The sequence below is a fragment of the Bradyrhizobium sp. CB2312 genome (assembly GCF_029714425.1).
Classification (GTDB): domain Bacteria; phylum Pseudomonadota; class Alphaproteobacteria; order Rhizobiales; family Xanthobacteraceae; genus Bradyrhizobium.
On the sequence record NZ_CP121668.1, the window covers coordinates 8,892,023 to 8,915,277 of the forward strand.

Consider the following 23,255-nt stretch of genomic DNA (forward strand, 5'->3'; position numbering starts at 1 on the left):
TAGATGGCCTCCCTTTTTCCCGAGCGCGGCTTGGCGCGACTCCGCCAGATCTGGCAGCAGCCGCCCGCGCTGGCTTTGATGGGAGTTGTGCTATGTGGCTGCTCCTTCGACCTGGGATCGCTGATGCCGGAGAAGGACAAGCCGCAGGAGGCGCCCAAGGCCGCCACCGCTGCCGAGAGCGCGGTCAGCGCCGGCAACGTCACCGAGGCCCAGTCGCACACCGCAAAGGCCCAGTCCCTCGCCAAGTCGGGCGAGACCGCGGCTGCGCTCGACGAGTTCAATCGCGCGGTCGGGCTCGACCCCTACAATGCGCAGGCGCTCTATGGCCGCGCCCTGATCTACCAGGGCAACAACCAACACGATTTCGCCATCGCCGATTTCAGCGCCGCGAGCGGGCTCAATCCGCAGAAGGTCGAGCCGCTGCTCGGCCGCGCCAACAGCTATCTCGCGCTCGGCAAATTCAAGGAGGCCGCGGCCGACCTGGACGAGGCCTCCGAGGCCGATCCGCACAATGCCCAGGTCTGGACCGCTCGCGGTCAGGCCTATGAGCGGCTCGGCGACAAGGCCAGGGCCGCCGCATCCTACAACAAGGCGGTCGCTCTTCGTCCACGCGACGACGCCGCCCGCAGCGGTCTCGCCCGCGTCGGCGGCTGACGGTTTTGGCGCCGCGCAGGCGCCGACTTAATCGGGGGTCCCGCTCTTCGGCAGAACGGCGTGGAACATCGACTTCATGCCGGACAGCATCTCGTCGGCGACATTGCTCTTCTTCGTCCTCGGCATGGTCGCGCCGGCATCGGCGCGCAGGTCGAGCGGCGGTGCGATCACCGGCACCGGAATGTCGGCCGGTGGCGTCAGCCGGTTCGGATCGTCATTGCCGACCGAGGCCGTATAGGGCGGGTTCGCCTGTGACGCGCCGTCATTGCCATACATCTCGGTCGACGGCGTCGACACCGTGATCGGCGGCGGCAACGGACGCACCGCGGACGGCTCCGTCATCGCGCGCGGGGCTTCTGGGGTACGGGCCGCTTCCCGCACCGCAGGCTCCGCCGGCTTCTCGGCCGGCTTGACCTCTGAAGACTTGGTTTCAGAAGACTTGGTTTCAGAAGACTTGGTTTCAGAAGACTTGGTTTCGGAGGATCTGGCCTCGGCAGCCTTGCCCTCGGGCGATTTGCGCAGGCGCTCGATGGCGGCGCGCGCGAGATCGTTGGCGTCGGGAGTTGCGGCCGGGGTTGCCGCAGCCGGCGCCGAATTGGCCTCCACCACCGGTGCGGCAGGCGCGGGCGCCGCCGCGGGGGTCGACTTGGCGGCGGCCTTCTCGCGCGCGCCGTTGCGGCCGCGCGGACCGGTCTCGGCGGGAGTCACGTCGGCGGCCTTTTCAGCGCTCTTGGAATCGGCCGGATGGTCGGCAGACTTGTCAGCAGGCTTCTCGGCCGCTGCCTTGTCGGAGACGCTCTTCTCGGAGACACCCTTGGCCTTGACGCCGGGCGCCGGAAGGTTGGCGACGTCGGCGGGCTTGCCGCTCTTGCCGGCGTCGGCGGGGGCGACCACGGCCGCAGGGGCGTCGGCCGGCTTGGCGTTAATGTAATGATTAACGATGTAGGCCCCGATGATCGTCGCGAGCACCGAGGGGAAAATATCCATCGATATTTTAGCGAGGTATTTCAGCATTTCTCGGCCACTCCCCGCGCGATCTGATGCGGGAACTTTGGGGCATTGTAAGGGATCAACTGCGACGGATCGATGGCAAAAGGTAACCCGCGCCTTACGGCTTCAGCTCGATTTCAAGGAACACGATCTCGGTTGAGGTTTCGTTAAGTACGTCGTGTTGGACGCCGGCCTTGCGGAAGTAGGATTTTCCCGCCGCAAGCTGCGCCTTGGACCGCTCGCCATTGGGCGCCACGATGGTCATCTCCCCCGCCACCACGGGCACGATGACGTAGTCCATGCCATGGGTGTGATGCCCCGTGGCACTGCCCGGCGCGAGCCGCCACTCGGTCACTCGGACCTGCTCGTTCTCGATTTGAACCTCGGATTTGGCGGCAAGCATCGGGAATCCTTCTACGGGACGAACACCATGAACACGTAGACGGCAAATACCACCATATGGACCAGCCCGAACAGGACGTTGGTCCTGCCGGTGCCGAAGGTCAGCATGCTCAGCAAGAATGTCAGGAACAGCAGCGCCGTGTTCTGGGGGTTGAGGCCCAGCACGAGCGGCTGGTCGAGGGCATAGGTGGCGATCCCGACCGCCGGGATGGTCAGGCCGATGGTTGCAAGCGAGGAACCGAGCGCCAGGTTGATGCTCTTCTGGAGGTCGTTCTTGCGCGCCGCCGCGATCGCCGAGACGCCCTCCGGCATCAGGATCAGGAGCGCGACCAGGAGGCCGGCAAAGGCCGGTGGCGCGCCGATCCTGACGGCGACGGCGTCGACCACCAGCGAGAATTTCTTGGCGAGGAGGACGACGGCCAGGAGCGAGATCAGCAGCAGCGCGACGCTGAGCGCCAGCATCTTGCCCGACAGATGCGCTTCCGCGCTTTCGCCCTCCGCCCGCTCGTGGACGAAGTAGTCCTTGTGCAGAACGGTCTGGGTGTAGAGAAACACGCCGTAAAGCACGATCGTCACGAGGTCGACGAAGCCGAGCTGAAGCGTCGAATAGATCGGGCCCGGCGTGGTCAGCGTGTAATTGGGCATGATCAGCGTGATGGTCGCCATCGCGGTCAACACGCTGAGATAGACGTTGGCGCCCGAGACCTGAAAACCCTGCTCGCGGTAACGCATGCCGCCGATGAAGACGCAGAGACCGACGAGGCCGTTGCAGACGATCATCACCACCGCGAAGACGGTGTCGCGCGCAAGCTCGGGGGCCGGCTTGTCGCCAAGCATGATGGTGGTGATCAGCGCGACCTCGATGATGGTGACCGCCAGCGTCAGCAGCAGGGTGCCGAAGGGCTCGCCGATCCGCTCCGCGATCACCTCGGAATGGTGAACGGCCGCGAACACGGTGCCGAAAAGAATCACCAGCAGCACGATCGCGAACAGGCCACCGCCGGCCGACAGCGTGAAGCTGTAGCCGGTCGCGGTGACGATCAGGAACAGCAGCACCGCCAGAGCGGGGAAGATCCATGACGACCGCGGCATCGGTCCGTGTGCGCTCATACAGGCGATTCCTTCAATAGACAGACGGATTATGCGCGAGAAGATCGCGCCCGTCAGCCCTCAGGAGCCATTGATGAACTGGCGCGCGATCTCGATGGCGCCAAAGTTACCGAGATCGTCATGCCCGCCATTGGGAATGCGAACGAACCGCTTCGGCTCGTGAGCCAGCGCAAACAGCTTCTCGCCGAATGCGATCGGGATGGTCTGGTCCTGCGCGCCGTGCATGATCAGGAGCGGCACTGTGACGCGTCCAATGCGCTCGTCCGAGTGAAACGTGTCCCGTATCAGGAGACGAACCGGAACGAAGGGAAAATGCGCGCCGGCGATGTCGGCGATCGAGCTGTAGGGCGCCTCCAGGATCAGCTTCCCGACCGGATGCTCGGATGCGACCGCGACCGCTACGCCGGTCCCGAGCGAGAAGCCCCAGGCGACGATGCGCTGGGCGTCATAGCGTTCCGCCGCGAATGAATACGCAGCCGCGCCGTCACGCAGCAGCCCGTCCTCGCTCGGCGCGCCGCTGGAGCCCGCATAGCCACGATAGGACAGCGCGACGAGCCCGGTGCCGTCGGCCGTGATGGCCTTGAAGCGGCCGCCCAGGCCGGCGAGGAAATCGCCGTTACCGTGGAAGAACAGCACCACGACGCGGCCGGGCTTCGGCGGCACGTGCCAGAGGATCACCTTCTCGCCATCGGACGTGGTGAGAACATGCTCCTCGGCTTGCGGAAATCCCGCGGCGGCAGGTGCGGTGCGCTCAGTGGACGGGATCGGAAACAGCATGGCGCGCTGCTTCACGAACAGCAGGACGAGGCCGGCGCAATAGCCGGCCGCGAGGATGATGGCCGCCCATTTCAGGAATGTCATCGCGGCCCTGTCATTCCACGGCTCAGGGCTTGCGGCGACGCTTGAGCAATTTGAGGACGTCGGTGCGGATGCTCAAGGGGATCTCGCGACAGCCGCACGCGGTAGCATGTGCGGCATGCCATGCGACGCGCTGCTCGCGCGTCGCCTTCTGTGGCATGCGATGGGAGCGGTGCCATTCCCTGTTCAGGGCCATGGTCCGCTCCCCCTGCGATTACATCGCCTTGACGATGTTCTCGGTGACCTTCTTGGCGTCGCCGAGCAGCATCATGGTGTTGTCGCGATAGAACAGCGGATTGTCGATGCCGGCATAGCCCGACGCCAGCGAGCGCTTGATGAACATCACGGTGCCGGCCTTCCAGACCTGGAGCACGGGCATGCCGTAGATCGGCGAGGTCTTGTCCTCTTCGGCCGCCGGGTTGGTGACGTCATTGGCGCCGATCACGAAGGCGATGTCGGCCTGCGCGAACTCGGAGTTGATGTCCTCGAGCTCGAACACCTCGTCGTAGGGCACGTTGGCTTCGGCCAGCAGCACGTTCATGTGGCCGGGCATGCGGCCCGCGACCGGGTGAATGGCGTATTTCACCTCGACGCCTTCCTTCTTCAGGATGTCGGCCATCTCGCGCAGCGCGTGCTGGGCCTGCGCCACCGCCATGCCGTAGCCGGGCACGATGATGACCTTGGAGGCGTTCTTCATGATGAAGGCCGCATCGTCCGCCGAGCCCAGCTTGGCGGGCTTCTGCTCGCCGGTACCACCGCCGGCCGCGGCGGTCTCGCCGCCGAAGCCCCCGAGGATGACCGAGATGAAGGACCGGTTCATCGCGTGGCACATGATGTAGGACAGGATCGCGCCGGAGGAGCCCACCAGCGCGCCGGTGATGATCAGCGCGGAATTGCCCAGCGTGAAGCCGATGCCGGCCGCGGCCCAGCCGGAGTACGAGTTCAACATCGAAATCACGACCGGCATGTCGGCGCCGCCGATCGGGATGATCATGAGCACGCCGAGGGCCAGCGCCAGGATGACGTTGAGCCAGAAGAACACGGGGCTGCCGGTGACGACGAGCCCGACGATGCAGGCGACCAGGGCGACCGCGAGCGCGATGTTGATAAGGTGCCGCGCCGGCAGGATGATCGGCGCGCCGCTCATGCGGGCCGACAGCTTCAGGAACGCGATCACCGAGCCGGTGAAGGTCAAGGCGCCAATGGCGACGCCGAGCGACATTTCGACCAGGCTCTGGGTGTGGATGTTGCCGGGGGTGCCGATGTCAAAGGCTTCCGGCGCATAAAACGCGCCGGCGGCGACCAGCACCGCGGCCATGCCGACCAACGAGTGGAAGGCGGCGACCAGTTCCGGCATCGACGTCATCGGCACGCGGCGCGCGATGACGGCGCCGATCGCCGCGCCGATGGCGATGCCGACGATGACGAGCAGCCAGGCGAGGCCGTCCGCCGGCGGATGGTTGGCAAGCGTCGTCGCAACCGCGATCGCCATGCCGATCATGCCGAGCAAATTGCCCTGGCGCGAAGAGGCCGGGCTCGACAGCCCGCGCAGCGACAGGATGAACAGCACCCCCGCCACGAGATACAAGAATGCAGAGAGATTGGCGCTCATCTCAGGTCCCCATTGATCCCATCAGCCCGAGGTGGCCGCTTACTTCGACTTCTTCTTGTACATCGCCAGCATGCGCTGGGTGACAAGGAAGCCGCCGAAGATGTTGATGCAGGCAAAGATCAGCGCGACGAAGCCGAACGCGCGCGCCCAGCCCGAGCCGCTCGAGACATTGGCGACGCCGCCGGCAAGCAGTGCGCCGACCACGATCACCGAGGAGATCGCGTTGGTAACGCTCATCAGCGGCGTGTGCAGCGCGGGCGTCACCGACCACACCACGAAATAGCCGACGAAAACGGCGAGGACGAAGATCGACAGCCGGAAGATGAAGGGGTCGACGACCTGTGCAGCATGCTCCATGACGGGTCTCCTTAAACCTTCGGCTGGAAGTTCGGGTGGATCACCGCGCCGTCCTTGGTCAGCGCAGTCGCCTTGACGAGCTCGTCGTCCCAGTTGACGGCGAGCTTCTGCTCCTTCTTGTCGACCATGGTCTCGATGAAGGAGAACAGATTGCGGGCATAGAGGCTGGAGGCCGAGGCCGCGACGCGGCCGGCGACGTTGGTGTAGCCGACGATCTTGATGCCATCGAGGTCGACGACCTCGCCGGCCTTGGCGCCCTCGACATTGCCGCCGCGCTCGACGGCGAGATCGACCAGCACCGAGCCCGGCTTCATCGACTTGACCATCTCGGCGGAGACGAGCTTCGGCGCCGGCCGGCCCGGGATCAGCGCCGTCGTGATCACGATGTCCTGCTTCTTGATGTGCTCGGCGGTGAGCGCGGCCTGCTTGGCCTGGTATTCCTTGGACATTTCCTTGGCGTAGCCGCCGGCGGTCTGCGCGTTCTTGAACTCCTCGTCCTCGACGGCGAGGAACTTCGCACCGAGCGATTCCACCTGCTCCTTGGTCGCGGGGCGCACGTCGGTCGCGGTCACGACGGCGCCGAGACGGCGCGCGGTCGCGATCGCCTGGAGGCCGGCGACGCCGACGCCCATCACGAACACTTTTGCGGCGGGCACGGTGCCGGCCGCGGTCATCATCATCGGGAAAGCGCGGCCGAAGGCCTCGGCGCCCTCGATCACGGCGCGGTAGCCGGCAAGGTTAGCCTGCGAGGACAGCACGTCCATCACCTGCGCGCGGGTGATGCGCGGCATCAATTCCATTGCGAAGGCGGCGACGCCGGCATCGGCGATCGTCTTCAGCGCCGCCTCGTTGCCATAGGGATCCATGATGGCGATGACGAGCGCGCCGCGCTTGTACTGCGCAAGCTCGGAGGCTTCAGGGCGCTTCACCTTGATGATGATGTCGGCATCCTTCAGCGCATCGGCGCTGACGGTGGCGCCGACGGCGGTGAACTCGGAATCCGGCAGGCCCGATTTGAGGCCGGCGCCCGGCTCGACCACGACCTCGGCGCCCAGCGCCTTGAATTTCTTCACCGTATCAGGCGAAGCGGCGACGCGCGGCTCCGACGGATCGATTTCCTTGGCAACGGCGATCTTCATAGGCCCTCCGGCGGCGCGGGACAGCGCGCGCACAAAAAAACAGCGTTACTCCCGCAACGTTCGTTACCGGTTTTGGAACCGGCTTGGATGCAAATAGTGTGGGCAGCTGCCGCCGCAGGCGTAGGCAGCCGCCGGGTCGATCAGGTCAGGTCAGGAAGATCGCCATCAGGATCACGATGAGCGCGACCGACGCCGTGCCGTATTTCACGAGCTTGATGAAGCCCTCATAGGTCTGCTCGTGCGCGACGTAGTCGTTGCCGTCGGCGGTGGTGTACGCCACTTCGCTATGGTCAGCCATGGATTGTCCCCAGTCGAAAGCCGAATTATTGGGCTGGGATACCGCAAACCTTCCGGCAGGGCAACGGCAGCCAGGCGCGGTTTTGCCGCAAATCAGGTCATTTGGAATTCCGATTGCCGGGAATTCAGGGTCTCGCGCCGCTCAGCCCTGATCGATCATCGTCACGGTGACGCTCGCGGCCGGTCGCTGGCACATCGGAAGGCCGAGCGCCGCGCGGACCGCGTCGATCGCCGGCTCGCCCGCTTCGGTAAATCGGGCCGTGTGCGGATCAATACCGCAACCGACCGCGACCGGATTGTCGCCGGACAGGAAACCATGCGCCATGTGGAAGCCCAGCGCGCGGTAGACCTCGAACTGCTCCTCGGAAAAGAACTGGTCGCCCGTGGTCTCGTGCGGGAACGTGGCGTGCCGTCGCGCATAGTCGCGGATGTAGTCGTTCTCGTCACCGGTCAGGGACGACTTGAGGTAGACGAGATAACCGGTGTCGCCGGCACCGTAGTCGATGGTGCCGATGGCGACATGAACGTGATCGATCTCCTCGTCATCGTGCCGGTGCGGCGTCGCCGCCGTCTGAGCGCTGCAAGCCATCAGCGCCCGCGTGCGGTCGCGGATCGGCGCCCAGGGCAGATCGATCCGGACTCCGAGATCGATGCGGGCATAGCGCTGCAGCGTCATCAGCGAGGCGAAGTTCATCGGCGTGTCCGCTTCCGCATCCACGGCGATGATGACGCGGCAGCGCCGGCGCAGCAATTCGTAGACGCCGAGATTCTCGATATGGCCGCCGTCGGTGAGATAGACACCGTCGCTGTTCTCATAGAGGCGGCCGGAGATTTCTGACCAGAAATAGAGCGGCGAGAAACGGCGGAACGAGCGTGCGTTGACATAGCGCGGGTTCCTCAGCCAATAGCCGAGCCGGACGTTCAGAAGGGCGAGCGTCGGCGTTAGCGCGCGGATCGAGTTCGACCCCATGTTCGAGGACGCCGCGGCTCCGGAGATCGCCATGGCCGTGGCGAGGTCGAGACTCTGCTCGGCCCGCTCCACCGCCAATGTCGCCGCGTAGCCGGTCGCCTCGCTGCCGACATTGCGCGGCGAAAACACGAAGAAGTCGGCGTTGCGGCCGCGCCGGTTGGCGAAATCCGAGCCCTGGATGTTCAGCGCGGTGTTGATGAGGTGATAAGGCGCCAGCAGCCTCGAGCCGGCTTGCTGACCGTCCGCCGAACCGTCTGCAACAGCATAGAGGTCGCTCAGCTTCATGCGATCGAGCGCCTTGAAGTCGCGGCCCTGGTCGAGACTGGCCTCGGCGCGCGCGATATCGCTCTCGGCCGGGCGGGTCGGGTCGAACAGGAAGGCCTTGCTCAAGCGGTCGCGGTAGAGCCGGTGAAGCGAGTTGGCATTCGGCGTCAAAAGCCAGGAGACCAGGAATAGCAACAGGCCGGTCAGCGCATACAGGACGATCACCGGCAGGGTGAAGGAGTAGGCTGCGTCGGACCCCGATCCCTGGAACAGGTCCGGAAAAAATGGCTGAACCCTGTGTGCGACCCATTGTGCCGCGGGGTGGAGCCAGGCCGGCGCGTGCCAGGTCGCCAGCCGGTCGGAGTCCATACTGATACGCGCCTCGGTGACCGGAGCGGCGCTAGGTTCAACGAGCTCGATGGCGGCGTTGCGGTCCAGCTGCACCTTGCCTGCCAGCGCTCCCGGGAGCGAGGCGTTCAACTTTGCCTTGGCAATGCAATCCCTCTGCTCGGTCTGGGCCGAGCAATCCCTGAAGATGTCGTTGGAGATCCCCCAATAGGACAGATTGAGATAAGCGACCCAGATAATCAGCGGCAAGGCGAGCCCGGCAATCCAGAGCGCGGCCTTGGCAACGACCGCGAGGAGCATCGATCCCCACTGCGAGGAGACGCTGTTGCCCTTGAGCAACTCCAGGAACTGCTGCCGGAACGCGGTGACGAACACCCCGATCGGCGCCGCGACGGCGGCAAGCGACTGGATCCAGGTGACCGCGACGCCGCCAACCGGCCCGCCGATCACGTGGCTGTCGGCAACATCGAACATCTGTCGCAGCATGAACGGCTGAAACTCGAAGAACGCGATGGCCGCCAGCAGGACCAGGAAGGTCGCGGCCACGGTCGGCAGGTGCGAACGGAATTCCTGGCGCTTGTCCGGGCCGGCGAAGGACCGGACGATCGCCCACAGGAAGAACAGAACGACGACGATGATCGCCGTTGCCAGAGTGAGCGCGAAGTTCTTCACCTGGAGCATGCGCGCCACGTCGCAGGCGGCGCCGACGACAAGGAATATACCGGCCGCATAGATGCAGACGATGGCAGGACCACTTCCTCTTTCGGACCGCGAGCCGAGATAAGCCAGCGCGCTGCAGGCGAGCAGGATCGCGGCGGCGATGACGCCGATCATGGTGAATCCGTGCTGATTGACGAAGCTGAAATCGTGCAGCTCGCATGTCTTGGAATCGGCGAAGCTGACGCCGAACAGATTGGCGACCGTCAGGCATGTCCGGGTCGGGGTCGACCAGATGGTGACCGCGGCCAGCATCAGGATGATCGGAAGGATGATCCCGATATTGGCGATCAGCCCGCGCACCACGATGGCAATTCCGGTGAGGAAATCACGCACGCCGGCGGGGATCAGGTAGTTGGAGTAATTCCTGATGTGCCCGACGGAGGCCGTGTCGCTGATCTCGTTCGCGGTCGCGGTGCCGCCCGAAGGCCTTTCCCCGAAGACGAAGCGCTGCGTGACCGTCATGGTTGCGCTGAGCGAGGTACCGATATAGCCGCCGCCGGATACGGTCGACAGATAGTCGATCCGCCGGAACAGGTTGTGGTGATTCAACGCCTGAAGAACGCCGAGGCAAAGGGCGGAGGAGCGAATGCCGCCGCCGGACAGGGCGAGCCCTGTAACATCCAGCATCTGGCAGGATTGCAGACCATCCGTGGGAATCTGGCGCGCTTCCTCGCGCCTTGTGTTGATCGCCTCGATCTCGTCGCGGACGATCTGATGGTGCTTCTCGCACCAGGGCATCTCCTCGGCGGACCGCGGCGTCCGCGCGGGCTGCGTAGGCTGAACCTGATCGAGCATGCGTGCCTCCCCGAAGCGGCGGAGCACCGGCAATCAAAGATTGTGAAACCGATAAAAAATAGCCTTATGAGGATTTGTCTCGCCGGGGATGCAAACGTTCAATCTCGCATCGCAAGCGCGTGCGCCTCGCCCAAAAAGGTCGAGGCGCCGAATGGAACTCGGGCCGGTGCCAACTCTCGCGAAAGTGTGCTGCACCGCGCTCTGGAGAACGGCCCGCCCTCTCAGCCCATCGCCTCGAGCTCGTCGATCATCCCGGCGATGACCGAGAGGCCGCCGTCCCAGAATTTCGGGTCCTTGGCATCGAGACCGAACGGCCGCAGCAGCTCGGAATAATGCTTGGTGCCGCCGGCGGCGAGCATGTCGAGATAACGCTCGGCAAAACCTTCGGCCGCGTGCTCGTAGACGGCGTAGAGCGAGTTCACGAGGCAATCGCCGAACGCGTAGGCGTAGACGTAGAACGGCGAATGGATGAAGTGCGGGATGTACATCCAGTAATTCTCGTAGCCCGCCTTGATCTCGATTGCGGGTCCCAGGCTTTCGCCCTGCACCGACAGCCAGAGCTCGCCGAGCCGCGTTGCGGTGAGCTCGCCGTTCTTGCGCTCGGTGTGGACGGCGCGCTCGAAGGAGTAGAACGCGATCTGCCGCACCACGGTGTTGATCATGTCCTCGACCTTGCCGGCGAGCAGCGCCTGGCGCTGCTTGGCGCTCTTGGTCTGCGCGAGCAGCCGCCGGAAGGTCAGCATCTCGCCGAACACGCTCGCGGTCTCGGCCAGCGTCAGCGGCGTCGGCGCCATCAGTGCGCCGTTCTTGGCCGCCAGCACCTGATGCACGCCATGGCCGAGCTCATGGGCGAGCGTCATCACGTCGCGCGGCTTGCCCTGATAGTTCATCAGCACGTAAGGATGCGCCGACGGCGTGGTCGGATGCGAGAACGCGCCCGGCACCTTGCCCGGACGCACCGGCGCATCGATCCAGCGGTCGGTGAAAAAGCGCTCGGCGATGTCGGCCATATCAGGCGAGAAGCCGCGATAGGCGGTCAGCACCATGTTGCGCGCATCGGGCCAGCCGATCACGTTGGTCGCGGCAAAGGGCAGCGGCGCGTTGCGATCCCAATAGGCCAGGCGCTTCTTGCCGAACCACTTCGCCTTCAGCGCGTAATAGCGATGCGACAGCTTTGGATAGGCCGCGCGCACCGAGGCGACCAGCGCATCCACGACTTCGCGCTCGACGCGGTTGTTCAGGTGGCGGGAATCCGCGACGTCCTGAAAGCCACGCCAGCGGTCGGAGATGTCCTTGTCCTTGGCGAGCGTGTTGGTGATCAGCGCAAAGGTGCGCTCATTGGCCTTGAAGGTTTTCGCCAGCGCTTCCGCCGCGGCCTTGCGCTTGGCGCCGTCGCGGTCCTGCAACAGATTGAGCGTCGGCTCGATCGCGAGCTCTTTTGCGCCGACCTTGAAGCGCAGGCCCGAGATGGTCTGGTCGAACAGGCGGTTGAAGGCGGAATAGCCGGTCTGCGCCTTCTCCAGGAACAGCTGCTCGAGCTTGTCGTCGAGCTGGTACGGCTTCTCCTTGCGCAGATCCTCGATCCACGGACGGTAATGCGCCAGCTCCGGCGCTTGCATCGCGCGGTTCAAAATATCGTCATCGACACGATTGAGCTCGAGCGCGAAGAACAGCAGATGCGTGGACGCCGCCGTCAGCCGCTCGGACACATCGCCGTAAAACTTTGAAATCTTGGGATCAACGCTGTCGCCGGCATGGACGAGGCCGGCATAGGAGCCGAGGCGGCCGGCAAGATCGTCGATCGCCTCATAGCGTCGTACGGCCTCGGCGAGCCATTTTCCGCCATCTTCGTTTGCTGTCCCTGTCGCGAGCTTGCCCTTGTAGTCGGTCTCGAACGCGACGCAATCGGCATCCATCTTTTCGAGGTCGCGGGCCACTTCCGGCGCATCGATCCCCGAATAGAGATCGGCGAGGTTCCACTCGGGAAGCCTGCCGGCCTTGCTCGGAGCTTTGGAGGGTTTTGCCTTGGCGGCAGATTTCTTGGTGCTTGGCTTGCGGAGTGCGGGCTTGGCGGCGGGCTTCTTGAGAGCAGACTTGTTCGAGGCGGACTTGGAGCGCGAATTCATTGTGTGGGAAACCTGTGTTCAACAATCGCGACGGCGGGCGGGGGCGGCAAGGTTTAAGAGTGCGTTAATCGGCTTCGGCCAGAGTGACCCGATTCGAGACAGATAGTAGTAGCGTGCGGGGAACACCATGGCTGCCTGTATTTTGATCGCCGACGACGACGCTGTAGCCCGCCGTCTGGTCGAGAACATGGTGCAGAAATGCGGCTATGAAACGGTGGTCGTCGACTCCGGCGACGCCGCGATCGCCACCCTCACCGCCCCCGACGCACCGGCCATCGACGCCGTCATCCTCGATCTCGTGATGCCAGGCCTCGACGGCATGGGCGTGCTGGCGAAGATCCGTGACGCCGGGCTCAGCATCCCCGTCATCGTGCAGACCGCCCATGGCGGCATCGACAACGTGATCTCGGCGATGCGCGCCGGCGCGGCCGATTTCGTCGTCAAGCCGGTCGGCGTGGAGCGGCTCCAGGTCTCACTTCGCAACGCGCTCAACACCAGCGCGCTCAAGGGCGAATTGCAGCGCATCCGCCACAGCCGCGAGGGCCGGCTGAGCTTCTCCGACATCATCACCCGGGCCGAGGCGATGGCCCCGGTGATGCGCGCCGCGCAGAAGGCGGCGGGCTCCTCGATCCCCGTGCTGATCGAGGGCGAGTCCGGCGTCGGCAAGGAGATGTTCGCGCGCGCCATCCATGGCAGCAGCGAGCGCAAGGCCAAGCCGTTCGTCGCGGTCAATTGCGGCGCGATCCCCGACAATCTCGTCGAGTCCATCCTGTTCGGCCATGAGAAGGGCGCCTTCACCGGCGCCACCGAACGGCACACCGGCAAGTTCGTCGAGGCCCATGGCGGCACGCTGTTCCTGGATGAGGTCAGCGAGCTGCCGCTGACCGCGCAGGTCAAGCTGCTGCGCGCGCTTCAGGAAGGCGCGGTCGAGGCGGTCGGCGGCCGCAAGCCGTTGAAGGTCGACGTGCGCATCATCTCGGCGACCAACCGCAAGCTGCTGGAGCGGGTAAAGCAGGGCCACTTCCGCGAAGATCTGTTCTACCGGCTCCATGTGCTGCCGCTGACCATCCCCTCGCTGCGCGCCCGGCGCGAAGACATCCCGCATCTGCTGCGGCATTTCCTGGCGCGCTTTGCCGCCGAGGAGAACCGCGCCATCACCGGCATCAGCGGCGAGGCGGTGGCGCATCTCGCCCAGCTCGACTGGCCCGGCAACATCCGCCAGCTCGAAAACGCGGTCTACCGTGCCGTGGTGATGAGCGATGGCGACCAGCTCGGCCTTGGCGACTTCCCCCTGCTCACCACGCAGCCGCATCCCGCAACCGAGATTCCGACCGCGCCGCTGATGCTGGAGCCGTTGGCCGCGCCCTCGGTGGTGTCGGGTAATGAAATACCGATCGCGCCGCTGCCCCTGGCGGGATCGCTCTCCATGCTGACGCCGACCGGCGACGTCCGTGCGCTGGAGGACATGGAGAACGAGATCATCCGTTTCGCGATCTCGCATTACCGCGGACAGATGTCCGAGGTGGCCCGCCGCCTCAAAATCGGCCGATCGACCCTCTACCGCAAACTCGACGAGGCCGGGGTTCCCGGCCATGGCGGCAAAAGCGGTGAGGAGACGCACTGAGCCTGATGCGAACGGAGGTTCGCCTGACCTGACGATGCCGCCCCAAGCCGTTGAATTACGGCAAAATTCGGCGGCCATTCGAACCGTGACTTGGAAGTGACAGACACAGGGAAAAGCGCGCCGCGGGGGCGCACAATCCGTTGCAAACAGACCTCCCTGAAGTCAGTTTGTGGTGAGTTGCCCTGGGGAGCGCTGGCTGCAAAACCGGGGCCTGTGTATCGTCTGTGTGGGAGTCGTTGCGTGCAGGCGTGCAACTTTCGCGAGGCCGGCGCGGTTTAGCCGAAGCTCATTTGGACGATAACGAAGCTGTTCCATGCGGAACAGTTCACCCGAGGGGTGCGACACAATGCGTGACTGTTTGAACCACCGTGCAGGCTTTGACCGTGTCTTGATGACGGTCGCGGCGACCTTCCTCACGGTGTCGGCCAGCTCCGCCCTGGCGCAGGATCAGGCGCGCAGCAGCGCTGCCGAGCTCGCGATCGAAGCCGCGATCCCGCGTCCCGAGCCCGCAAACGTCCCGCCCCCGACCGCCGCCGACATCAAGCTCGACACCACAGCCACGGTTCAGGACAACGCCAAGGAACTAGGCAAGGAACCGGGCAAGGAGCCTGTGAAGGCTGAAGCCGCTCCCGCGCCGGCTGCGGAGAAGGTCGAGACCAAGCCCGCCGATGTCGCCACCACGCCCGCCTCTGAGGCGCCGAAGAGCGAGACCGCAAAAACAGAACCTGCGCAGACCGAGCCTGCGAAGACCGACCCCGCCAAGGCCGACACCGCAACGGCAACGCCGGCCGTTCCCGTGGCCCCGGCTGCCGCGGCTCCGGCCCCCGAGCCGGTGAAGGCTGCCAGCAACGTGCCCGCCGCCGACCAGCCGGTCGCCGACAAGCTGAAGGACCTCATCGGTGCCAAGGCCTCGCGCCATTTCGACCGCAAGAACGAACGCGCGGCGATCGAGAAGTTCTACGGCGCGCGCGACTTCGCGCCGGTGTGGACGCAAGGCGGCAGCCTGACCGCTGCGGCCAAGGGCGTGATCGCGCGGCTGAAGGACGCCGCGTCCGAGGGCCTCAATCCGGCCGACTATCCTGTGCCGGATTTCGCCGCCGCGACGACGCCCGATGCGCTCGCCGACGCCGAGCTGAAGCTCACCGCCAGCATGTTCGACTATGCGCGCCAGGCGCAGAGCGGCCGCATGCACTGGTCGCAGGTCAGCGCCGACATCCTCTATCCCGAGCATCCGGTCGACCCGAGCGAGGTGCTCGCCAAGGTCACGACCGCGGCTGACGCGTCCGCGGCGCTCGACAGCTACAACCCGCCGCAAAAGCTCTACAAAGAGCTGAAGGCCAAGCTCGCCGAGCTGCGCGGCCAGGGCAACGGCGCGGCGATCGAGATTACCGACGGTCCGGCGCTGAAATACACCCCGGCCGGCAAGAAGCAGGCCGAGATCGTCGTGGACGATCCGCGCGTGCCGCAGCTGCGCGCCAAGCTCGGCATCGTCGAGAACGCCAGCGACACCCGCTACGATGCCACCGTCGCCGAAGCCGTGCGCAAATTCCAGAACGGCGCCGAGATGAAGCCAACCGGCATCCTCGACGACAAGACGGTCAAGGCGCTCAACACGCCGAAGCGCGACAAGCAGATCGACGTGGTGCTGGTGAACATGGAGCGCTGGCGCTGGCTGCCGCGCGACCTCGGCGTGCCCGCACTGGGCGATGCCTATGTCATCCTCAACATCCCCGACTACACGCTGAAGGTGATGCAGCACGGCCAGCAGGTCTGGACCACCCGTGTCGTCACCGGCAAGCCGGGCCAGCACGCAACGCCCCTGCTGACCGAGACGATGAAGTACATCACGGTCAACCCGACCTGGAACGTGCCGCCGTCGATCGTCTACAACGAATATCTGCCGGCGCTGCAGCAGGACCCGACCGTGCTCCAGCGCATGGGCCTCAAGCTCGAGCAGAACCGCGACGGCTCGGTCCACATCTCGCAGCCGCCCGGTGAGGCCAACGCGCTCGGCCGCGTCCGCTTCAACTTCCCGAACAAGTTCTTGGTCTATCAGCACGATACGCCGGACAAGAACCTGTTCGCCAAGGAAGACCGCGCCTTCAGCCATGGCTGCATGCGCGTGCAATATCCGGATCAGTACGCCTCCGTGCTGCTCAACATCACCATGCCGAACGAGAAGTACACGCCCGAGCGCGTGCGCAGCATGTACGGCAAGAGCGAGATCGACCTGAAATTCCCCACCCCGATCCCGGTCAACATCACCTATCAGACCGCGTTCGTGGACGATGCCGGCAAGCTGCAATTCCGCAAGGACGTCTATGGGCGCGACGCGACCATGCTCAACATCCTGAAGAACGGCCGCGGCAAGGACCTCGAGAACGTCGTCGCCCATTCGCAGCCGAGCTATTCGCGCCCGGCAACGACGCTGCCCTCGGGTGTGGCGATCGCCAACAATGGCGGCGGCTTCGGCTCGTCGGGCCCGAACTTCTTCGAGCGCCTGTTCGGAGCGCCGACCCCGCCGCCGGCTCCGGTCGGCCGCCGGCCGCAGCGGGTGTTTACCCGCTGAGCCCGGCCAAGCGCCTCATTTCCTGAAATTCTGCAATGAAATCAGCGACCCCGTCCAAAGACGGGGTCGTTTAACGTTAACCATTCTGCAACCCGCCCTCGGGCACCGGGCGTTTTTTTGCCACAGTCAACCGTTTAGGTTCGTATTCTGACTTGGTTTTGGGGGCGGGAAGGTCAACCTCGAATTAACCTTCTCGCTTTAAGAAAGCGTTCATCCTCTTTCGCGCGCTAACGGGGTTGGCGGGAGAGTCCATTTTGAACGCTCGTCGACTGGGTGGGCTCATACGTGCTGATTTGTCTCGCACGCCAATTCGCTGTGCTGTCGTTGTCCCATGCGGGAGTGAAGGCCGGATCCCGGATCGGCCTTGCTTCCGTGCTGCTGCTTGCCGCCGCGGGCTCGGTCCATAACGCCACCGCGCTGAACGAGACCAAGACGCTCTCGTTCCACCACACCCATTCCGGCGAAGACCTCACGATCACCTTCAAGCGCGACGGCCGCTACGACGACGCGGCGCTGAAGCAGCTCAACCACTTCCTGCGCGACTGGCGCACCCAGGACGAGACGGTCATGGACCGTCACCTCTTCGACATTCTCTGGGAAGTCTATCGCGACGTCGACGGCAAGCAGCCGATCCAGATTATCTCCTCCTACCGTTCCCCCGCCACCAACGCCATGCTCCGCCGTCGCTCCTCCGGCGTGGCGCGCTTCAGCCAGCACATGCTGGGGCATGCGATGGACTTCTACATCCCCGGCGTGCCGCTGGAGCAGATCCGCTTCGCCGGCCTGCGCCTGCAGCGCGGCGGCGTCGGCTTCTATCCGACCTCCGGCTCGCCCTTCGTGCATCTGGACACCGGCAGCATCCGGCATTGGCCGCGCATGACGCATGACCAGCTCGCCCGCGTCTTCCCGGACGGAAAGACGGTGCATCTGCCGACCGACGGCGTGCCGCTGAAGGGCTATGAGTTCGCCAAGGCCGAGATCGAGCGCCGCGGCAGCGGCGATGATTCCGGCAGCAAGCCGAACTTCTTTGCCGCCCTGTTCAGGAGCAAATCGGCGCCTGCCGCCGCGGGCAGCGACGAGGACGACGAGGGCGCACCCGCCCCAGCCGCCAGGCCCGTGGCGCCGACCGTGGTCGCCGCCGCGGCCAAGCCCGCCGATCCGGTGCCGACGCCGCGCGCCAAGCCCCAGATCGCAGCCGCCCTCCAGCTAGCCTCGGCCGATGCGCAGCTGGTTGCGCCGCCCAAGCCGAAGCCCGCGCCCGTGGCTGAGAAGCCGGCGGCCGGCAAATCTGCCGACGCCAAGCCCGAGACCCCGGCCGACATCATCAATGCCCGCGGCTTCTGGGATGACATCCCGGCGGCGCCGCAGCAGGCGACGCCGGCGCAAGTGGCGGCGCTGAAGGCCCGCCAGGCGCTTGCAGCCGCGACGGATCCGCAGGCAACAGCGAGCGTCTCCAACGCAACGCTTCAGGCCCTGGCTTACGCGCCGGCTGCCTCCCCGGTCGACCGCACCAATGTCGTCGCCGCCTCGGCGCCGATCCCCCGCTCCACCCGTCCCGGCTCGCGCGGCGCCGCGCCCGCCACCGAGATCAACAGCGTGGTCGGCAAGAGCGTCGACGGCCTGGTCGCCACCGCGACCCGGCTCTCCGCGGCCAAGGGCGAGAGCATCTGGCTCAAGATCGTGATGCTGTCGCCGAGCGCCAGCCGCGCGATGTCGGTGACGCTGATGGGCGAGCTCGATATGGCCGCGCTGCGCAGCTATTTCGTCAAGCCACAGACCGTGATCGCGAAGGGCTTTGTCGACGACCCGATGCAGGGCCTGTCCTGCGACAGCTTTACGGGCAGTGCCACCGCGAAGCTCGAGACGACGTCGTTCGTCGTACGCACGGCCGCGCTGCGCTGAGGCGGATCGCCTCTACTCTTCCCAAGAAGTTAGTCTGGTAGCCCGGATGCGCGACCTCTATCGCGCTTTCTTCCGCCGCCGATCCAGATGATACGTCAGCGCCAGCGACAGGCAGACCGAGAGCTCCCGCTTCGGCAGCTTACCCGCCACCGGTAACAGCAGCGCCCGCGTCTGCCGATATTCGAACTGATCCGGAAAGCGCTCGCGGAACGTGTCGACCAGCGTCGTCTTGCAGTTGAACAGGACGGCCGCGTGCTCGGAGTCCTTGAGGCGACCGAGGCGAATCGTCGAGCCGCTGCCACTCTCATCGGTGAGGTAAGCAGGCTCGCCCCATTTCAGCGTTTCGGTGAGGCGGCCGACGTCGTCATGCGTCGCGGCCGTCGCGAAGATCAGCTCGCGCACTTGCAACAGCCGCTTGCCGATCGGCGCCGGAAGGGCGCCGAAGGCACGGTTCACCTCGCGCGGCAGCGGCGGCGCAGGCACGGCGGTCTCCGTTCACAGACGAAGTGCAACACGCGCAATTTGTGGCCCGGAGGGAGCCGAGCGCAATCCCGGCTACCGGCCAAAGTGGTGCCTGAGGCGCGAACGCCTCAGAGCATCCCCAGCGCCTGCATGTAGGTCTCGAGAATGGCCTCGGCCTCGGCGCGCTCGTTCGGGTCCTGCTTGCGCAGGCGCACGATGGTGCGCAGCGCCTTGACGTCATAGCCGTTGCCCTTGCTCTCGGCATAGACGTCGCGAATGTCGTCGGAGATCGCCTTCTTCTCTTCCTCCAGCCGCTCGATGCGCTCGATGATGGATTTGAGCTGGTCCTTGGCAAATTTCGTCGCGGGCTCGTCGTCGCGGACGGCGGCGGAGGTGGCCATCTTGGTACTCCCAATGGAACTGGCAAAACGAGGTGACGCCGGCATCCACCGCGCGTGCTGGCAAAACCCTTAGGGTTCGCACCCCCTGCGTTCAAGCAAGCATCGCGCTCGTCCACAGCGCGCCCACACCTTCCTGCGGGGAGCTCAAGAAAGCTGTTGTGTGGTGCGACTCAGAGGCCGCGAACGAGGCCGTCAGTGGCCGTGAGGATGGACCTTCTTCATCGCCTCGATCTGCTCGGGCGTGGCCGATCCCTGGTATTTCGACTTCCAGGTCTCATAGGGCATGCCGTAGACGGCCTCACGGCTCTCGTCCTTGCTCAGCGCGACGCCCTGGGCGTCGGCGGCGTCCTTGAGCCAGTTCGACAGGCAGTTGCGGCAGAAGCCGGCCAGATTCATCAGATCGATGTTCTGGACGTCGGTCCGCTCACGTAAATGATCGACCAGGCGGCGGAAAGCGGCCGCCTCGAGCTCCGTTCTGGTTTTGTCGTCGATTGCCATGGTTGGATCCCTGAATTGGCTCTGACCCCTGATCGGGTCACCCTTACGGGATCAGGTGGGTCCTGTCACAGATTTTGCCATATCGCGGGTCACACGAGCCCCTGCGGGCCTGACGGGCGGTTCCCCCCGGCCCTACGCCAAATCGTCAATCATCTGGTATACGTTCCGCGACAATGATCGCCGAATCTTCCCGCTTCTCCGTTCGCCTGCTTGTCCGGTTGGTCCCGGTGCTGGCGGTTGCCTTGCTATGTCTTTCGGCAAGCCCGGCCGCCGCCGATTTCCGCCTCTGCAACAATACCTCGAGCCGGGTCGGCATTGCGCTCGGCTACAAGGACGCCGAGGGCTGGACCACCGAGGGCTGGTGGAACATCTCCTCCCGCTCCTGCGAAACCCTGCTGCGGGGAACACTGGTCGCCCGTTACTATTACATCTACGCCATCGACTATGACCGCGGCGGCGAATGGTCGGGGCAGGCCTTCATGTGCTCGCGCGACAAGGAATTCACGATCCGCGGCACCGAGGATTGCCTCGCGCGCGGCTATGACCGGACCGGCTATTTCGAGGTCGATACCGGCGAGCAGCGGGCCTGGACCGTGCAGCTCACCGACGCCAACGAGCAGCCGTCACAGCAGCAGCGCGTGCCCGGCCTTCCGGGTCCGGTCGGCCCGGGCGGGGTGCCCGGTTTGCCCAATAGTCCGCCCGGTGGTACGCCCCCCGCCGCGCCTGGCCTCCCGCCAGCTCCCTCGCCCCCATCTGGAAATAAGCCATGAGGCGTCTTCGCCGTATCAAGATTCTCGCGACCCTCGGACCTGCCTCGTCGGACCTCGCGATGATCCGCCGTCTGTTCGAGGCTGGCGCCGACATCTTCCGCATCAACATGAGCCACACCCCGCATGACAAGATGCGGGAGCTGGTGGCGACGATCCGCAACGTCGAGAGCAGCTACGGCCGGCCGATCGGCATCCTGGTCGACCTCCAGGGCCCCAAGCTCCGGCTCGGCGCTTTCGCCGAGGGCGCGGTGCAGCTCCAGAACGGCCAGATCTTCACGCTCGATTCCGACAAGACGCCGGGCGATGCCACGCGCGTCAACCTCCCCCATCCCGAGATCCTCGCCGCGCTGCGGCCCGGCCATGCGCTGCTGCTCGACGACGGCAAGGTGCGGCTGATCGCGGAGGAGACCTCGAAGGAGCACGCGGTGACGCGCGTGGTGGTCGGCGGCAAGATGTCCGACCGCAAGGGCGTCAGCCTGCCCGACACCGACCTGCCGGTCTCGGCGATGACATCGAAGGACAAGGCAGATCTCGAGGCGGCGCTGGTCACCGGCGTCGACTGGATCGCGCTGTCCTTCGTGCAGCGCGCCGACGACGTGATCGAGGCCAAGAAGATGATCCGCGGCCGTGCCGCCGTGATGGCCAAGATCGAGAAGCCGCAGGCGATCGACCGCCTTGCCGACATCATCGAGGCCTCCGACGCGCTGATGGTGGCGCGCGGCGACCTCGGTGTCGAATTGCCGCTGGAGCGCGTGCCGAGCCTGCAGAAGCAGATGACGCGGATGGCGCGCCGCGCCGGCAAGCCGGTGGTGATCGCGACCCAGATGCTGGAATCGATGATCCAGTCGCCGGTACCGACCCGCGCCGAAGTCTCCGACGTCGCCACCGCCGTCTATGAGGGCGCCGACGCCATCATGCTGTCGGCGGAATCGGCCGCCGGCAAATTCCCGGTCGAGGCGGTCTCGACCATGAACCGCATCGGCGAGGAGGTCGAGCGCGACCCGACCTATCGCTCGGTGGTCGCCGCCCAGCGCCCCTCTCCCGAATCTACTGCCGGCGATGCCATTGCAGACGCCGCGCGGCAGATCGCCGAGACGCTCGACCTGCCGGCCCTGATCTGCTGGACCAGCTCGGGCTCGACCGCAGTGCGCGTGGCGCGCGAGCGGCCGAAGCCGCCGATCGTTGCGATCACGCCCAACATCACCGCCGGCCGCCGGCTCGCCGTGGTCTGGGGCGTGCACTGCGTGGTGGCGGAGGACGCGCGCGACCAGGACGACATGGTGAGCCGCGCGGGTCAGATCGCGTTCCGCGACGGGTTCGTCCGCGCCGGCCAGCGCGTCATCATCGTCGCCGGCGTGCCGCTCGGCATCCCCGGCACCACCAACATGGTGCGCATCGCCTCGGTCGGCCCCGAGGGCGACGCGAATATGTAGGTCCGCAAAAGCGGCCAAAACAAAAAGGGCGAAAACAACCCCATGCACAGTAGGCCGGCCAGTCCGGCCGTTGTGCTCGGGTTCTGCGAAAAGGCGTGCTCAGGCAATGACCCGAGCGCGATCAGGTCCCGGCCTCGGTCGCATTGGGCCTTTCAGGCCCCGACCAGCGCCTTGGCGGTCGGCAGCAGCGTCTGTTGCACCACCAGGCCCCGGGCGCGGGCGTCCATGACGCCGACCGCGCGCAGCGCCAGCAGCGTCACGGTCTGCACCGCGTCGCGCATCTTCACGGGATCTTCGAGATTGTCGGGCGCGAGCGGCCCGACCAGGGCCTCATGCAGCGCACCGAGCAGGGCGGTTGCGGCGAGCGCGGTATCCTGCGCCGGCAGATGACCGGCGCGGACGGCGGCATCGATCCTGGCGGCAATCTCGCCTGCGATCTCGCGCCGGCTGGCCAGACGTGACGCGCTGACATCGACATCGACCGGCTCGGCCAGGATGCCCCAGGCCAGGCGGCGCTGCGACAGGGTGTGGACGGCCACGGTGGTGACAGCGGCGGCCAGCGCCGAGGACGGACCTGGAGCCGCGTCGGCTGCCCGGCGAATCGCCGCGAGCTCATCGCGAGAGACCTCGCCGATCAGTTCGGAGATCAGCTCAGCCTTGGAGGGGAAGTAGCGGTAGACCGTCCCGGCCGCGACATTGGCCCGGACCGCGACCGGCGCGATCTGCACCGCCGCCATGCCGCCCTCCGCCGCCGCCTCGCGCGCCGCCGCCAGTATCGCACTGCGCCGGGCCGCCAGGCGCTTAACCACTTGATGCGTCCGCCGATAAACCATGGCGCGCTTCCTGTCCCACACGCCCGCCACACGCCCTGCGGCCGAACGCTTCGTCACTCAATTCGTTGCAAATCGTCCCGCAAGGACTGAACAACTATTCAGGGTGGATGACAAGATGCAA

Annotated in this window: 20 protein-coding genes; 6 read left to right on the forward strand and 14 right to left on the reverse strand. The window is 65.7% G+C overall.

Annotated features, from left to right (window positions below; translation table 11 throughout):
* The first annotated feature begins 3 nt into the window (after window positions 1-3).
* Window positions 4-654 (forward strand): tetratricopeptide repeat protein, encoded by a 651-nt coding sequence (locus QA642_RS42420; RefSeq protein WP_283082113.1) that lies wholly within the window; start codon window positions 4-6, stop codon window positions 652-654.
* Between the two features lie 27 nt (window positions 655-681).
* Here QA642_RS42420 and QA642_RS42425 read toward each other — a convergent pair whose 3' ends face one another.
* The 10 genes from QA642_RS42425 to QA642_RS42470 all read right to left on the reverse strand — a co-directional run bounded on the left by QA642_RS42425 (window position 682) and on the right by QA642_RS42470 (window position 12,642).
* Entirely contained in the window at window positions 682-1,668 is a 987-nt protein-coding gene (locus QA642_RS42425; protein ID WP_283082114.1) for a hypothetical protein, read from the reverse strand.
* A gap of 94 nt (window positions 1,669-1,762) precedes the next feature.
* Window positions 1,763-2,047, reverse strand: a complete 285-nt coding sequence (locus QA642_RS42430) for a cupin domain-containing protein (RefSeq protein WP_283082115.1) — start codon at window positions 2,045-2,047, stop codon at window positions 1,763-1,765.
* 11 nt (window positions 2,048-2,058) lie between these two features.
* A complete protein-coding gene (locus tag QA642_RS42435; RefSeq protein WP_283082116.1) occupies window positions 2,059-3,156 on the reverse strand; it encodes an ionic transporter y4hA in 1,098 nt (365 codons plus the stop codon).
* A 60-nt stretch (window positions 3,157-3,216) separates the two neighbouring features.
* Entirely contained in the window at window positions 3,217-4,017 is an 801-nt protein-coding gene (locus QA642_RS42440; RefSeq protein ID WP_283082117.1) for an alpha/beta hydrolase, read from the reverse strand.
* Between the two features lie 211 nt (window positions 4,018-4,228).
* Window positions 4,229-5,626, reverse strand: a complete 1,398-nt coding sequence (locus tag QA642_RS42445) for an NAD(P)(+) transhydrogenase (Re/Si-specific) subunit beta (protein WP_283081893.1) — start codon at window positions 5,624-5,626, stop codon at window positions 4,229-4,231.
* A 39-nt stretch (window positions 5,627-5,665) separates the two neighbouring features.
* Window positions 5,666-5,983: a proton-translocating transhydrogenase family protein gene (locus QA642_RS42450; protein ID WP_014492434.1), complete on the reverse strand. Its 318-nt coding sequence runs from the start codon at window positions 5,981-5,983 to the stop codon at window positions 5,666-5,668.
* Between the two features lie 11 nt (window positions 5,984-5,994).
* Window positions 5,995-7,122 (reverse strand): Re/Si-specific NAD(P)(+) transhydrogenase subunit alpha, encoded by a 1,128-nt coding sequence (locus tag QA642_RS42455; protein WP_283082118.1) that lies wholly within the window; start codon window positions 7,120-7,122, stop codon window positions 5,995-5,997.
* A gap of 145 nt (window positions 7,123-7,267) precedes the next feature.
* On the reverse strand, window positions 7,268-7,420 hold the full coding sequence (locus QA642_RS42460; RefSeq protein WP_008136857.1) for an aa3-type cytochrome c oxidase subunit IV: 153 nt from the start codon (window positions 7,418-7,420) through the stop codon (window positions 7,268-7,270).
* A gap of 141 nt (window positions 7,421-7,561) precedes the next feature.
* A complete protein-coding gene (locus tag QA642_RS42465; protein ID WP_283082119.1) occupies window positions 7,562-10,516 on the reverse strand; it encodes a patatin-like phospholipase family protein in 2,955 nt (984 codons plus the stop codon).
* Window positions 10,517-10,737: 221 nt separating this feature from the next.
* On the reverse strand, window positions 10,738-12,642 hold the full coding sequence (locus tag QA642_RS42470; protein WP_283082120.1) for a M3 family oligoendopeptidase: 1,905 nt from the start codon (window positions 12,640-12,642) through the stop codon (window positions 10,738-10,740).
* Between the two features lie 127 nt (window positions 12,643-12,769).
* Between QA642_RS42470 and QA642_RS42475 the strand changes: the two genes are divergently transcribed.
* The 3 genes from QA642_RS42475 (at window position 12,770) to QA642_RS42485 (ending at window position 18,737) form a co-directional block, all read left to right on the forward strand.
* Window positions 12,770-14,266 carry a sigma-54 dependent transcriptional regulator gene (locus QA642_RS42475; RefSeq protein WP_283082121.1) on the forward strand — a complete coding sequence of 499 codons (1,497 nt, stop codon included), beginning with the start codon at window positions 12,770-12,772 and terminating at the stop codon, window positions 14,264-14,266.
* A gap of 346 nt (window positions 14,267-14,612) precedes the next feature.
* A complete protein-coding gene (locus QA642_RS42480; RefSeq protein WP_283082122.1) occupies window positions 14,613-16,835 on the forward strand; it encodes a L,D-transpeptidase family protein in 2,223 nt (740 codons plus the stop codon).
* 273 nt (window positions 16,836-17,108) lie between these two features.
* The gene (locus QA642_RS42485) at window positions 17,109-18,737 is read left to right on the forward strand and encodes a DUF882 domain-containing protein (protein ID WP_283082123.1); all 1,629 of its coding nucleotides are present in this window, start codon (window positions 17,109-17,111) and stop codon (window positions 18,735-18,737) included.
* A 57-nt stretch (window positions 18,738-18,794) separates the two neighbouring features.
* Here the strand turns inward: QA642_RS42485 and QA642_RS42490 are convergent, their stop codons facing one another.
* From QA642_RS42490 to QA642_RS42500, 3 genes are all read right to left on the reverse strand, one after another.
* Entirely contained in the window at window positions 18,795-19,220 is a 426-nt protein-coding gene (locus QA642_RS42490) for a DUF1801 domain-containing protein (protein WP_283082124.1), read from the reverse strand.
* 107 nt (window positions 19,221-19,327) lie between these two features.
* Window positions 19,328-19,600 carry a DUF2312 domain-containing protein gene (locus tag QA642_RS42495; RefSeq protein WP_283082125.1) on the reverse strand — a complete coding sequence of 91 codons (273 nt, stop codon included), beginning with the start codon at window positions 19,598-19,600 and terminating at the stop codon, window positions 19,328-19,330.
* A 192-nt stretch (window positions 19,601-19,792) separates the two neighbouring features.
* Window positions 19,793-20,098 (reverse strand): DUF1244 domain-containing protein, encoded by a 306-nt coding sequence (locus tag QA642_RS42500; RefSeq protein WP_283082126.1) that lies wholly within the window; start codon window positions 20,096-20,098, stop codon window positions 19,793-19,795.
* A gap of 173 nt (window positions 20,099-20,271) precedes the next feature.
* On the opposite strand from QA642_RS42500, the gene QA642_RS42505 reads away from it, so the two are divergent.
* Entirely contained in the window at window positions 20,272-20,868 is a 597-nt protein-coding gene (locus QA642_RS42505; RefSeq protein WP_283082127.1) for a DUF1036 domain-containing protein, read from the forward strand.
* Complete coding sequence (gene pyk / locus QA642_RS42510; RefSeq protein ID WP_283082128.1) at window positions 20,865-22,301, forward strand: pyruvate kinase; 1,437 nt, start codon at window positions 20,865-20,867, stop codon at window positions 22,299-22,301. The genes QA642_RS42505 and pyk overlap by 4 nt, the downstream gene beginning before the upstream one ends.
* A 152-nt stretch (window positions 22,302-22,453) precedes the next feature.
* Here the strand turns inward: pyk and QA642_RS42515 are convergent, their stop codons facing one another.
* Window positions 22,454-23,134: a TetR/AcrR family transcriptional regulator gene (locus QA642_RS42515; RefSeq protein WP_283082129.1), complete on the reverse strand. Its 681-nt coding sequence runs from the start codon at window positions 23,132-23,134 to the stop codon at window positions 22,454-22,456.
* Between the last annotated feature and the right edge of the window lie 121 nt (window positions 23,135-23,255).